This window comes from Jatrophihabitans fulvus (genome assembly GCF_054781375.1).
Genome location: NZ_BAAGUN010000002.1, coordinates 466,287 through 479,289 on the forward strand (window position 1 = coordinate 466,287; position 13,003 = coordinate 479,289).

Annotated in this window: 14 protein-coding genes; 9 read left to right on the top strand and 5 right to left on the bottom strand. The window is 68.6% G+C overall.

All coding sequences use genetic code 11. The annotated features are described in order from the left end of the window. Window positions 1-36: 36 nt before the first annotated feature. Entirely contained in the window at window positions 37-459 is a 423-nt protein-coding gene (locus ACYVP9_RS10800) for an SRPBCC family protein (RefSeq protein WP_460604806.1), read from the top strand. Here the strand turns inward: ACYVP9_RS10800 and ACYVP9_RS10805 are convergent. Beyond that, a complete protein-coding gene (locus tag ACYVP9_RS10805; RefSeq protein WP_460604807.1) occupies window positions 456-884 on the bottom strand; it encodes a MarR family winged helix-turn-helix transcriptional regulator in 429 nt (142 codons plus the stop codon). The genes ACYVP9_RS10800 and ACYVP9_RS10805 overlap by 4 nt on opposite strands. 39 nt (window positions 885-923) lie before the next feature. Here ACYVP9_RS10805 and ACYVP9_RS10810 point away from each other — a divergent pair, with 39 nt between their 5' ends. From ACYVP9_RS10810 to ACYVP9_RS10820, 3 genes are all read left to right on the top strand, one after another. Beyond that, window positions 924-2,156: a multidrug effflux MFS transporter gene (locus ACYVP9_RS10810; RefSeq protein ID WP_460604808.1), complete on the top strand. Its 1,233-nt coding sequence runs from the start codon at window positions 924-926 to the stop codon at window positions 2,154-2,156. Between the two features lie 135 nt (window positions 2,157-2,291). After that, window positions 2,292-2,936, top strand: a complete 645-nt coding sequence (locus ACYVP9_RS10815; RefSeq protein WP_460604809.1) for a TetR/AcrR family transcriptional regulator — start codon at window positions 2,292-2,294, stop codon at window positions 2,934-2,936. Window positions 2,937-3,001: 65 nt separating this feature from the next. Next, complete coding sequence (locus tag ACYVP9_RS10820) at window positions 3,002-4,480, top strand: MFS transporter (RefSeq protein ID WP_460604810.1); 1,479 nt, start codon at window positions 3,002-3,004, stop codon at window positions 4,478-4,480. Window positions 4,481-4,490: 10 nt separating this feature from the next. On the opposite strand, the gene ACYVP9_RS10825 is transcribed toward ACYVP9_RS10820, so the two are convergent. Continuing rightward, a complete protein-coding gene (locus ACYVP9_RS10825) occupies window positions 4,491-5,081 on the bottom strand; it encodes a dihydrofolate reductase family protein (protein WP_460604811.1) in 591 nt (196 codons plus the stop codon). A gap of 105 nt (window positions 5,082-5,186) precedes the next feature. Between ACYVP9_RS10825 and ACYVP9_RS10830 the strand changes: the two genes are divergently transcribed. The 4 genes from ACYVP9_RS10830 to ACYVP9_RS10845 all read left to right on the top strand — a co-directional run bounded on the left by ACYVP9_RS10830 (window position 5,187) and on the right by ACYVP9_RS10845 (window position 7,851). Beyond that, window positions 5,187-5,504, top strand: a complete 318-nt coding sequence (locus tag ACYVP9_RS10830) for an STAS domain-containing protein (RefSeq protein ID WP_460604812.1) — start codon at window positions 5,187-5,189, stop codon at window positions 5,502-5,504. A gap of 73 nt (window positions 5,505-5,577) precedes the next feature. Continuing rightward, a complete protein-coding gene (locus tag ACYVP9_RS10835) occupies window positions 5,578-5,886 on the top strand; it encodes an STAS domain-containing protein (RefSeq protein ID WP_460604813.1) in 309 nt (102 codons plus the stop codon). Window positions 5,887-6,041: 155 nt separating this feature from the next. Continuing rightward, window positions 6,042-6,677 carry a hypothetical protein gene (locus ACYVP9_RS10840; protein WP_460604814.1) on the top strand — a complete coding sequence of 212 codons (636 nt, stop codon included), beginning with the start codon at window positions 6,042-6,044 and terminating at the stop codon, window positions 6,675-6,677. Window positions 6,678-7,689: 1,012 nt separating this feature from the next. After that, window positions 7,690-7,851: a hypothetical protein gene (locus ACYVP9_RS10845; RefSeq protein WP_460604815.1), complete on the top strand. Its 162-nt coding sequence runs from the start codon at window positions 7,690-7,692 to the stop codon at window positions 7,849-7,851. A gap of 241 nt (window positions 7,852-8,092) precedes the next feature. Here the strand turns inward: ACYVP9_RS10845 and ACYVP9_RS10850 are convergent, their stop codons facing one another. From ACYVP9_RS10850 to ACYVP9_RS10860, 3 genes are all read right to left on the bottom strand, one after another. Then, window positions 8,093-8,428: a hypothetical protein gene (locus ACYVP9_RS10850; RefSeq protein ID WP_460604816.1), complete on the bottom strand. Its 336-nt coding sequence runs from the start codon at window positions 8,426-8,428 to the stop codon at window positions 8,093-8,095. A 14-nt stretch (window positions 8,429-8,442) separates the two neighbouring features. Further along, complete coding sequence (locus ACYVP9_RS10855; protein WP_460604817.1) at window positions 8,443-9,105, bottom strand: hypothetical protein; 663 nt, start codon at window positions 9,103-9,105, stop codon at window positions 8,443-8,445. Between the two features lie 149 nt (window positions 9,106-9,254). Then, window positions 9,255-11,180 carry a hypothetical protein gene (locus ACYVP9_RS10860; RefSeq protein ID WP_460604818.1) on the bottom strand — a complete coding sequence of 642 codons (1,926 nt, stop codon included), beginning with the start codon at window positions 11,178-11,180 and terminating at the stop codon, window positions 9,255-9,257. A 192-nt stretch (window positions 11,181-11,372) separates the two neighbouring features. On the opposite strand from ACYVP9_RS10860, the gene ACYVP9_RS10865 reads away from it, so the two are divergent. Beyond that, complete coding sequence (locus tag ACYVP9_RS10865) at window positions 11,373-12,845, top strand: ApeA N-terminal domain 1-containing protein (RefSeq protein ID WP_460604819.1); 1,473 nt, start codon at window positions 11,373-11,375, stop codon at window positions 12,843-12,845. Window positions 12,846-13,003: the final 158 nt, after the last annotated feature.

Genomic DNA, 13,003 nt, shown 5'->3' on the forward strand with positions numbered 1-13,003 from the left:
TCAGGAGTCGCCGTGCCGCAGCCGTACCGATCCGCCGTGATCCCCGCCCCGATCGACCGCGTGTGGGCGGTGGTCCGCGACTTCGACCGGCTCCCCGCGTGGCACCCGGCGATCGGGACCAGCACGCTCGAGTCGGGATCGGACGGTCAGTGCGGGTCCGTCCGCCGGCTGACCCTGGGCGACGGCGGCGTGGTCACGGAGCGGCTCGTCTCGCTGGACGACGACGAGCACCGGTTGGTCTACACGATCATCGAGTGCCCGTTCGCGGTCCGGCGTTACGTCTCGACCATGCACCTCTCGCCGATCACCGAGACCGGCGAGACGTTCATGGAGTGGTTCGCCGAGTACGACGGCGACGCCGCGGACGAGGAGCAGCTGAACGCCCTGTTCGGCGACGGCGTGTTCGGGGGCGGGCTGAAGGGCCTGAAGCGGCACCTGGGCCAGGGAGACACGGCCTAGACGTCCGCGGCCGTCAGCGCCGCCTCGATGCGCGCGAGCAGGTCGGTGCAGCGCCGCACGTCCGCGGGCGACTCGTCGAGCACGTCGCGCAGCTCGGCGCCCCACGCCGCGCGCAGCACCGCCAGGTTCTCGTCGGCCCGCCGCGTCGGCCGGACGATCACGCCCCGTCCGCCGTCGGAGGTGCGCTCGACCATGCCCTTCTCCTCGAGGGTGCGCAGTGCGGTGCTGACGTTGGTGCGCTGCAGCCGGCCCCGGGCGGCGATGTCCCCCGGCGAGCAGCCGGGGTCCAGGTCGACCAGGCGCATGACCTGCCGTTCGGTGTCGTTCATCGGGATGACGCCCGTGGGCGTGCGGGCCCGGATGAGGCGCCCGACGTTCAGCACCAGGTCGGCGAGCTCGGCGAAGGCGTCCTGGTCCGCGGCCATGCCTGGACTCTACCGCCGTAGTTATGCAACGATACTTATGTGTCGATAACCAATTATGAGCTGGGCCGCCGGCCCCGGGCCGCACTGCTCGCCCTCGGGATGTTGTCGGCCTTCGGTCCGATCTCGACGGACTTCTACCTGCCCGCCCTGCCCCGCCTCGCGTCCGACCTCTCGGTCGCGGACGGGGCCGCGCAGCTGACACTGTCCGGATCGCTCGCCGGGCTCGCCCTCGGACAGTTGCTGGTGGGCCCGCTGAGCGACCGGTTCGGACGCCGGCGCCCGCTGTTGCTCGGCCTGGCCGGCTTCGTGCTGTTCTCGATCGCCTGCGCCGCGGCGCCGTCGCTCGAGCTGCTCGTGGCCGCCCGGATCCTGCAGGGGATGTGCGGCGCCGCCGGGGTCGTGGTCGCGCGGGCCGTCGTCCGCGACGCCTACCCCGACTCCCGCCTCGCCGGCGTCTTCTCGCTGCTCATGGTCATCAACGGCCTGTCGCCGGTCGTCGCGCCGCTCGCCGGCGGCGGCCTGCTGCACCTCGTGCCGTGGCGCGGCTTGTTCGCCGCACTCGCACTGATCGGCGCCGTGATCGCGGCCCTGACGGCGGCGTCGTTGCCCGAGACGCTGCCGCCGGCCGCCCGCCGCGGCGGCGGGCTGCGCGCGTTGGGACGAGCGGTCGCGGACGTGTCGTCCGACCGGCTCTTCGTCGGCGCGGCCGCGGTGCTCGCCTGCACCAGCGGCGTGCTCTTCGTCTACATCTCGCTGTCGAGCTTCGTGCTGCAGAGCGACTTCGGCCTCTCGCCGGGCGCGTTCAGCGCGGTGTTCGCGCTCAACTCGGTCGGCATCGTGCTGGGCGGACGGGTCAGCACGGCGCTGCTGCGCCGGCGCGACGCCGCGGCGGTCCTGCGGCTCGGACTGCTCGCCATGACTGTGGGCTCGGCGCTCGCGCTGCTCGCCGCCGTCCTCGGCTGGGGGCTCCCGGGCATCCTGCCGCCGGTGTTCGTCGCCATCGGCGCGGTCGGGCTCGTCCTCCCGAACGCGGCGGCGCTCGCCCTGCTGCGCCACGGCAGCAGCGCGGGCACCGCGTCCGCCCTCTTCGGGGCGACGCAGTTCCTGTCCGGCGCGGTGGCCGGTCCGCTGGCGTCGTCCTTCGGGGCCTCGGCCGTAGCGATGACGGCGGCGATGGCCGTCGCCGCACTCGGCGCCACCGCGGTGGCCGTCCGCGTACTGCCGCGCCGCGCGCACGCCGCCCCGCGCATGGCGGACGTCGTTCCCGCCTGACCCGCCCATCCCCCGCTGCTCTGAACCCGCCCTGGCCCCATCCCGGCGACGCGACGGAGATCGACTGGCGACGCCCACATGGGGCCAAGCTATCGAGACTGGCGGGTATCGAAACCGTCCAGTATCGTATGCGACATGACCTCCGGACGCAGCGCTGCCCGTCGTCCCGATGCCGGACGGACGGACGAACCCGCCCGCGGCAGGGGCGGACGCCGTCGTGACGACACGCGCGACGACGCGATCCTCGCCGCCGCGGTCGACGTCGTCGCCGAGCTCGGCGTCGAGGGCATGACGATGGACGTCGTCGCCGCCCGCTCCGGCGCCGCCAAGGCGACGATGTACCGCCGCTGGCCGTCGAAGACCGAGCTGCTGCTCGAGGTGCTGCGCTTCGTCTGCCGTCCGCGCGCAACGGTGCAGGACCTGCCGACGACCGGCACGCTGCGCGGCGACCTGCTCGCGCTGACCGACCTGTTCTCGTTCGACGAGGCGGGCAAGCAGCTGCGCGTCATGGCTGCGGCCGTCCCGCTGCTGACCCGCGAGCCGGGACTGTCCGGACTCGTCGGCGAGATGGTCGCCGAACCCTGGGTCGGCCTGTGCCGCGCGGTGATCGAGCGCGCCCGCGAGCGCGGCGAGGCGGTCACCGACGAGGTCGAGACGGTCGCCCGCATCATGCCGTCCATGGCGGTGTACCGGCTGCTGATCGAGCAGCAACCGTTGAGCGCGCGGTTCTTCACCACGCTCGTCGACCAGGTGCTGGTGCCCGCGCTGACGCCCCGCTGACCTCTCTCCACCACCCCGAACGACCCACGACCCACGACTCACGACCCCGAAAGGGTGATCTCGGCATGCCCGGAAACTCGTCGACCCTGCCCCAGGAGACGGCAGCGAGCCGCGAGCGGACGTCCCGCCCCTGGTGGGTGCTCGCCGTGCTGTGCGTCAGCCAGCTGATGATCGTGCTCGACACGACGATCATCAACATCGCGTTGCCGAGCGCGCAGCGCGACCTGGGCTTCTCGGACGCGCTGCGCCAGTGGGTGGTCACCGCCTACGCGCTCGCGTTCGGCGCGCTGCTGCTGCTCGGCGGACGGCTCGCCGACCTGATCGGCCGGCGTCGCAGCCTCGCGATCGGGCTCGCCGGGTTCGGCGCCGTCTCCGCCCTCGCCGGCGCCGCCCCGGACATCGGCTGGCTGATCGCCGCGCGCGCCGTGCAAGGCGTGTTCGCCGCCCTGCTCGCCCCGGCCGCACTGTCGCTGCTGTCGGCGGCGTTCGCCGGCTCCGACCGGCGCGGCACGGCCTACGGCGTCTTCGGTGCGGTCGGGGGCAGCGGCGCCGCGGTCGGGTTGTTGCTGGGCGGCAGCCTGACCCAGTACCTCGACTGGCGCTGGACGCTGTACGTCAACGTCGCGATCGCCGCGGTCGCCCTGGCCGGGACGTTCGCGGTGGTGCCGCGTGACGAGCGGGGGTCCCGTCCGTCCGTCGACGTGCCGGGAGCGGTGCTGATCGGGGCCGGGCTGTTCGCCGTCGTGTTCGGGGCGGCCCGCGCCGAGACCGACGGCTGGTCGGACGCCGTCACCGTGGCGGCGCTGGCGGCCGGTGTCGTGCTCGTCGCGGTGTTCGTCGCCGTCGAGCGACGGGTCGCGCACCCGCTGCTGCCGTTGCGGGTGGTGCTCGAGCGGCGCCGGGCGGGTGCGCTCGTGGCGCTGCTCATGAGCGCGGCGGGCATGTTCGCCGTCTTCCTGTTCGTGACCTACTACCTGCAGGACACGCTCGGGTACTCGGCGATCGGCAGTGGGGTCGCGTTCCTCCCGCTCGCCGGGACGGTCGTGGTCGGCGCCGCTGTGAGCGGACGCGTGCTGAGCGAGCGCATCCCGGCGCGGGTGCTGCTGCCGGCGGGACTGCTGCTGGGCGCCGTCGCGCTGGTCGTCCTCACCCGGCTCGACGCGGGTTCGCAGTACGCCACCGACCTGCTGCCCGCCTTCGTGGTCTTCGGGGCCGGCCTCGGTGTGGTGTTCGGGGTCGCCATCGACCTGGGCACCGTCGACGTCCGCGACGACGACGCCGGCGCCGCGTCGGGCCTGGTCAACGTCATGCAGCAGGTCGGCGGCTCGATCGGGGTCGCGGTGCTGAGCACGCTCGCCGCGTCGGCCGCCGGCGAGTACGTCTCCGACAACCTGCGCTCGGCCCCGTCGTCCGCCGCCGGACGGGCCGTGCTCGGCGAGGCGACGTTGCGCAGCTACGAGACCGCCTACTGGTGGGGTGCCGCGATCTTCGTCCTGGGGGCGGTGGCGACGGCCGTGCTGCTGCCTCGGCGATCCGGACGCTGACGCGCGCGGCTCACCGTCCGCCCGGGTGCGGCGTCGGCAGGTAGACCAGCTCCTGCGTCCGCCCGTCGAACAGGTGGGTCTCGACGAGCTCGAGGTCGAAGTCGTCCGCACCGGCGAAGACCGGGTCGTCGCCGGTGCGGCCGGCGATCACCGGGAAGATCGTCACCTGCACGAGGTCGACGAGCCCGGCGGCCATGAGGGCCCGGTTGAGCGACAGGCTGCCGTGCGAGCGCAGCGGTACGTCCGACTCGTTCTTCAGGCGGTCGACGACCTCGGCCGCGTCCCCGCGCACGACGGTGGCGTCGGGCCAGTCGTGCCCGTGCTCGTCCAGGGTGGCCGACAGCACCGTGGCCGGTGCGTCGCGCAGCGCCTGGTTGACGGGGTCGAGCTCGGGCACGACGGAGACGCCGATCATCGACGTGAACATGCGAAAGGTCTTCGCCCCGAGCACCAGCCGGTGCGGTGCGGTGGCCACCGCGAGCCGGCGGGCGAGGAACTCGGGTCCGTCCTTGCCCCAGTACCCGCCCCAGTCGCCGTGCTCGTCGTAACCGCCGAAACCGTCGAGGGAGGTGAAGACGTCCCAGGTGTAGGTCGCGCGCATGGCGATCACCCTGAACCCCGAACGGGGTCGGGGGCAACGGGTCGATCGGGGCTTGCCGGACCGTCGCTGCGCCGGGCGGGACCCTGAGTGACTACGGTGCGGTGCGTGGGAGAGGCGAGCGACGAGGAGCGGACGGCGTTCGTGGTGCACGTCGCGATGCCCGAGGTCGACTTCTCGAACGTCGTGGTGGCCCGTCATCACATCGCGAGCGCGTTGGCCACCGCGGCCGACCACGACATCGTGCTCGACCTCGCCGAGGTGACGTTCATCGACTCGTCCGGGATCAACATGCTGATCACGGTGCGCGAGGACCTGAACCGTCGCGGTCGGTCGGTGACCCTGCGGGGGTTGCGCACCCAGCCGGCACGGGTTCTCGACCTGATGGGCCTGCTCGGCACCGTCTTCCGTCACGACCGGATCTGACCGCCGCCGCGCCACCCGCCCGGCCTCCGAGCGGCGCGGTGTGGCCGTGCGCCATCGCGGGCACACCGGGGGGATGGACGTCGACATCGACCGCACGGACGCGCGTTCCCTCGTCACGGTCACCGGTGACATGGACGCGAACACCGCGTACGACGCGTATCTCGCGCTCGTCACCGAGGCCGAGGCGGGCAGCAGCACGGTCGTCGTCGACCTCGGCGGCGTCGGTTTCATGGACTCCGTCGGGCTGGGCATGCTCGTGCGCGCACGCTCCGAACTCGAGACGAGTTACGAGTCGCGGTTGCAGCTGCGCAACCCCAGCCAGCAGGTTGCCCGGCTGCTGAGCCTGACCGCGCTCACCGCGGAGTTCGACACGGCCGACTGAGGCGTCCTCTCACGCCCGGGCCCCGTCAGCGGGCGTCCTGCGGTCATGCCTGATGCGTGCACCTGACCGGCGAGGTCGGGTCGTCCGTCCCTGCCGGCACGTGCGAATCGGGTGTGACCTGAGCGCATCGTCACGTCGCAGCGATCGGAGGAATCATGGGCGACGAGAACCCGAAGCACGGCGTCACGCTGCCACACGCAGCCGGCGACGACATCGCCCCCGCCGTCACCGGAATGCTGGAGGACCTGTACCTGCTGGGCAGCACGACGGAGATGACCGAGGCGAGAGCTCGGGGCCTTCAGTCCCCGGCACAGAGCGTCGCGGTGATCGAGGCGGGCGCCACGGCGCTGGCCAAGTGGTGGGCAACCGCCGGTGCGGCTCTCGTCGGCGGCGTGTGGACCTGGGCGGGAACGCATTGGCCGGCCGATCACGCGACTCAGCGGACGATCATCTGGTCGCTCGGCCTGCTGTCCGCAGCGCTGGTGTTGGCGATGGCCCACTTGATCTCCTCCGATGTCCGCGCGCGAGCGACCGCCAGCGTCGCGACGATCACGGCTCGAGCGGCTGTCGCCAACCGCATGGTCGCCGCGTCGGGCCTCGCCATTCATCAGTCCGTCGTCCCGCTGGCCAAGCCGATCCCGATGAACAACATCAAGGCGCCGACGGGGGACCAGGAGGATTGGCTCGCCGTCGCGATCAGGCCCGAGTCCGACGGCGATACCGTCGCGTTCCTCGTGCAGAAGCAGCAGCGGCACCAGTGGGTCAAGGAAGGCGAAGTCAGCGTGCGTTGAGCGCGCTGGGCCGCCGTAGTAGATGTCGACGCCCGTCATGGAGCGTCCAGATCGGCCGGCAACGCTGACGTCGAACTGGTTGACCTCGTCGGCGTCCGGGTCATCGGTGCACTTGGCCTTGACGGGGTTGGTCGGGGCGAAGCCCTTGATGTCGGTCACGACGCCGGGGCTGGCTCCCTTGTTCACTTCGACGTCACCGGTGTCCGGGCCGAGGTAGCGGGTGCCCCACGAGGTGATGCGCAGGCCACCCTTGACTCCGACCGGCTCCACCTTCTCGATCTTGATGGGCCCGCCCGTGGTGCACAGCGGCCGCAGCGGCATGAGGATCGAGGTGCCGGGCCTGACGTTCGGCACGGAGCCCCCGACGTTGCTGCCGTCGGTGGGCGCCTCGAGCATCGGGCCCGGGGGTCCCCGCCGTCCGACGAGCACCCGGCCAGCGCGACGATCAGTGCCGCCGCGCCGACCAGGAGGCTTCTGCTTCGGGTCAACGCCCTGGCACTTCGGTGCACATCCACCGGTCGAGCCCCCCGGGTTCGTGTCGGTACCGGCCCGAGCCGAGTTCCCGAAGCCGTCGGTCGCGTCGCTGCCGCACAGGTAGTACCCGCCCGTCGGGATCGAGAACGCGGCGCCTGTGTTCTCGGAGCATGCCGCCTGGGCGCTCGGCCTGATGAACGCAGCGTCGACGCCGGAGGCGAAGCGCTCGGCAACCTGCCGCGCTGCAGCCAACTTGAGAATCTGAAGCGTCTAAACCGGGTTGTTGAGACGATTCGCGCAGCGTTGTTGAGAATCAGCCGCTTTTCCATTTGCTGGGGTGTCTCCGACACTAGCTGCCTTCGAGCGTCGGCATCCCGGTGGCCCAGCCGAGCGGTGGCGGCTCGTCCGGCCAGACGCCCACACTTGAGCCACCCGTCTACGCTCCGACGCAAGCAGGTGTCGCCATGATGATTGGCCACGAACATTCGCGCGGCGGCCGGTCGTCATCGTGGCGACGAATCGTCAGGAGGGAGCAGTCATGAGCAAGATGACGATCGTCGTCACCCGCGACCAGATTGAGTCCGCCCAAGCTCTCATCCGCATCTCCGGGGTTTCGGACAAGGTGGACCCGCTCATCCGCAAGATCGCCGAGGCCATGCCTCGGCGCGCGGACGGTAACACTGGCCGCAAGGACTCGTGATACCCGTTCAGAAGATCACGTCGGCGTGAGGGCGCGGCAGCCCTCGGACGCAGCGCTCTCAATTCGGGCGACGTCGCTTCGACTATGTCCGACGACGCCGAACGGGCCCACTTCCTGACCAAGCTCGCGCAAGGGCTGTAAGCGTTGCGCCGCCTCTGTTTGAGATCCTGCCCGTCCAGGCATCACGGGGCCGCGTCGGCGCCGTCGACTGGCTGCCGAAGCCCTCGTCGTGGACCTCCTGTCATTCGTCCTCGACGGCAGGGCCGTCCTCGTCAAGGTCGTGGCGGAGGTTTGGGGGGAGCGACAGCCCATGCTTCTCGGCCAACATCATGGTGGCGCCGTAGTTGCGGGCTTGCTTGACCGTGTCTCCCAAGACATAGGCGTTGGTAGCAGCGCCAGCGAAGACGGCTATGAACGGCATTCCCATGCGAGCGTTCTTCACCGGAACACGCTTGCCGTCCCCCACCTGCTTCAAGAGCTTCTCGACAGCAGCCATGAGGCGGTGGTCATCCCGCAGCTTCTGACTCCAGTTGACTCGTCCCTTGGCGGCGTCAAAGGCAGCGGCGGCCTTCTTCACTGACCCCGCCTTCGCTACTGGTTCTTGTAGGCGCGGGCCACCATGCGTTCGATAACGTGCTTCATGGAGGGGTCCTTGGCGTCGTAGCCGTAGGAGTAGCAGATGCGCGTAGCGATGGCCCCGGTGAGCGCCTGCATGGCGATCATGTCGAGCCCGATAGCCGCGACGCTGCCCAGAACAGGCACCGGGATCATCGCCAGGGCACCGAAGCTCGCCCCCTGGCCGGCTCCGAGCGTTCGCCATCGGAGCTCCATGCCATCGGTAAACGCCTCCAAGTCTTCAAGATCGAGGTGTCGCAGCTGAGCCAGAGACTCCACCTCATGACCCTGTCCGCGGTGGTATTCAAGAACGGTGTCCGGATCGGTTAGCTCAACCACCCAGTCGTTGAGGAGTTCGAGCATCTGCACCACGTGGTGGACAGTGGGCACGAGCGCGGCGTCGACGGCTACACCAGCCGCATCCTTCACCTTCTCCGGCGTGCGGTCAGCCACAGCCTTGCCAGCCTTCGCCGCCGTGTGCTTCGTGGCCTGCACCGAGGTACCCAGCGCCGCCCGGGCCTTGGGCGGCAGCAGCGCCTTCCGACCCGCGGCCTTCTTCTCCCAATGCGCCTGCAACTCGTCCCACCGCCTCCGCTCGTAGGCGGACATGGGTTTGGCTGCGGGCACCGGTTCGCTCATGTCGTAAGGCTATTCGCTACCTCCGATGGTAGGTCGCATCGACTGCGGACAATTCCCGCCCAATGCATTGCATCGAAAGTCCAGAACCTCGGTCTAGAACCTCATTACCGTGCGGCAGACCCGTAGCAGCGCATCCGCAGGCCGTCGCTTTACGATCTCTCACCATCGTCTTCGCGCGAAGGTAAGTCTGGTCGAGCTGACTTGCCGATCAGCGGCGGTCCGTACTCAGACGTCTCATGGGTGCGAAGTCGACCGTCGTCGCCCAAGACTCCTGCGAACCACCAATCACCGTAGAAGTCCGCTGTTGGGGTCAGCGGCAGGAAGGGGCCTTCTGCGATATGGCTGATTCGCACCACGGCGCCGGATTCCGACATCGTGAGTGACCCGCCGAAGCGGTGAACCCAGACCTCGACCGGCCCGGAGCCAGCGAGGATGTACGCCGTCTCAAGTCCGGGCGCTGACGTGTCGTCATTCCAGAGATGCACCAAGCGATCGGGACCTGTCAAACCAATCGTGCCGAAGCACGCCACAGCGCCGGTGTTCTGCTGGACGAGGTAGAGGTCGAGATCGCCACCGCTTGTCCAGGACAACGTGACGACGGCCGTGACATCGCCCGCGCGCTGCGGCGAAGTGACCGGGAGTGACAGTCTGGGGATCTCTGTAGCCGGCGGTGCTGCTGGCGGGGGCGGGATGGCGGCGCGTACTGCCTCCTTGAACTTCTCACATTCGTGGAAGCGTCCGGGGCGTACTTCGGACAGCGCGGTCGCACCGCTCGGTGCGTTGCCGTGAACGGAATCGGGGATACTGCCGTAATTGGCAAGCACTACGGCCGCCTTCGGGTGACCACCGACGTAATCCCGCAGTGCGTCCAGAAAGTTGCCTTTGCGTCCTCGCCTGTATTGCTTGGCCTCGACCACCAGTATGGCGCTCTCGCTGTCGGTGATCGGCGGCTTAGAAATCGTGTAGTCCGGCTGGATCGCGCGCACCCGGCCCTTTCCGACTGGCGTTGCATAGGCGTGTCGAAGCTCCGCCCAAAGCTCTAGCCGCCCAAGACCGCTTTCTATCGACGCGAGATGCGTACCGGCGAAACTGAATGCGAGACGCCCGTTCGCAACGTGAACGGCCACGCGATCAGGAGTGAGCGCATCGACGATCAACGTCAGCAACCACGCGCTGTACAACTCGTATCGGAACTTCCACACTGGCAGTCCGAGGACGTCTGTCAGCTCCTTCACGCGACGCCGATCGAAGATCTTTTCGCGTGGGATTGCCGCGAGGGCGTGGGCCACGCTCGATGTCGCCGAAGGATCAAGTCGTCCCTGTCGCGCCGCTGAGGCGAGCAGGTGCGTGAGGCTGACGACCTCGGCTAACCACGGATCGTTGTGCAGGGCGAGAAGGTTCGCCACCCTCGGGTCACTGCGGTCGGCCTGCGAGAGCTCCGCCCTGTCGGCTGAGATCGAGCGGGTCACCGCCAGTACCCGTCGCGCGACATTGACCGTGTCGGTGAGTACCTCGTCGAGGTCTGGAAGCCCAGTAGCGGGCGGCGTTGGGAGGTCTTCTGGCCAGCGACCAGCTTGCCAATCGTCATACAGAGGCATAGCCACAGCAGGTCGCGCGCCGTCGCCGTCCGGTGGGCGCAGCGCTGATGCGAGGGCCCATAACCGCTCTGGGTCGGCCGTAGCCACGCTTCTGGTTACGCGGGTCCAGCGCTGCACTGTCTCGCGGAAGCTGGCGAGGTCAAACTTGAGATCGGGGTGTTTGGAGGAGAAGTCGTACTCGATACGTAGGTTGTCGCCGGTGGCTGACCTCGCGCCTACCTGCTCGTACAGCTTGAGGAGGTCGACCAACATCCGCGAGAACGGCTGGAGCGCGATGAGTATGGCGTCGAGGAGTGCGCCTGCAGTCACCCTTCGCTTGGATAGCGCTGCGATCATGGCCTGTTCGCGTGGTAGGCCGAGGTGCTGGCGGACGTCGGCGACGAGTTCGGCGTCGTAGTCCCGTGGACGGAGACCGGCCCGCGAGCTGACGCTCGCCCAAAGCGCGGCAGCGTCGGAGAGGGGTTCGTCACTGGGCATCGTCGTGCGTCACTCGCTCTGCGTCGTCGTGCAATCACGCCGACCCTATCGTTGATCTTGGGAGTGCCGCCGATCGTGGCGAGCAGTGCGGGACCTCGCGGGCCGCTTCTCTCTTCAGGCGTGTCGATTACGGCGACAGCCACGAGCCGAGAAACTCGATTTGAGCACGCCACGGGTCGTAGCGAATGCGAGATGATCAGGGCGCGGATCGTGTGCGCGATCGGGAGCGGCGGCAGGAGCACCGACGAAGCTATGAAACCGATTGAGATCGATGGGCGTTTCTGGCGACCAAACGCAACGGCTAGCGAACACGTCGCCGGCCGGCTGGTCTTCACGCACCAGCGGATTCACGTCGATCTGAGCCAGCCAATCGCGGAGTGGAAGCAAGTCGGAGACCAACTCGTACGCGAACTGGGCGTCACCGCGTACCCGGTTGTCCACGGTGAATTGACCGATGGTCGATTCGTCACCTTGGTGGAGGCAGAGACCGGCCTCTCCGTGCTCGGGCCAACGACCCTGCGCGCAAAGTACTGCTTGATCGGCCTGTTCGTCGTCGACGACCCCAGAATCAGTTACGCCCAGATCGAATACGACTGGCTTGACAGTTGGCTCGACTCGGACCTGTTCTACGACGACTCCGCCGCTCCTGTCGTGCACGTCGAGGTCAGCGGAGAACGACTGGTTGAGGCGGCTGTGAGCGAGGGTGTCGCAGTGGCTCTGGCGGCCGGCATGTTCGGAGACGCAGACGTGCGATGCGTGTCGCTCACCCGTCGCTCGTATTTCGAGATCGTTTTCGACGAAAGCTGCGACCTTGGCGCACTGTTGACCGACCATGTCCGCCCGCTGCAAGACCTCGTGACGCTGTGCCTCGGGCGTGCCGTCCGTGTCACAGACATCAGGGTCGCGATCCCGGGTGAGCACCCCGCCGACTTTCTGCTTGAGTGCCTATCCCCAATCAATCAGGCAACCGAGGACCCGGATATCGACCCGGCCCGTCTTGTCGCGGTCGACTCGCCGATGGTGATGACCGGGGCCCAACTCGTCGAGCACTTCGGCACCCTGATACCCGCTTGGTACGCCACGCGCGGCAAGTACTCAGGCGCGGTCAGCAAGATCAACGCACCGGCATATGCCCGCTTCATGTACCTGGAAAACCGAGCGGCCATCACTGTCCAAGCTGTCGAAGCCTTACACACCGTTCAGTTCGGCAACAAGCAGATGCCGACCTCCGAACACAAGAAGCGGTACAAGGCAGCCATCGCGGCGATGAAAGCTGACGGCCTGCGACAGGACTGGGTGGAGTGGGCGTTCCGGATCTTGTCCAACGCGAACTACGTGCCGATCGTCGAGCAGATCACCCACCTACTAGAACTCGCTGGACCGCTCGGCGGCCATATCACCTCCAACGTCGAGGATTTCGCCAAGGGCGCAACCGCCCTCCGGAACCTGAGCTCTCACGGTTCCGGCGAAGCAAGTTCGAACACGCACGACGATGTGGAGCGGGCGCACTTCCTGACCGAATTGGTGCAATGGGCGGTACGGGTCGCGCTCTTGTCACTCACAGGCGCTCCTGATGTTGCCGAGTCCGCCAAAGCCACACATGTCGTCACATACGCAATAGGCCGACTTCAGGTCCTGGGTGCAGTGCCGCCCAAGCCGGGCTAATCAGGTCAATAACGGCACGCCAAAGCGCGCCTTGACATGCGAACAACTTGGGAGCGGGACCGGACGAGAACGGGCACGCGACGTCCGCGCCACGAGCAGCAGGGCCGCGCGCCGGTCGTGTCCGGCAGAGCGGCACCTCACCGATCCGCCGGCATATC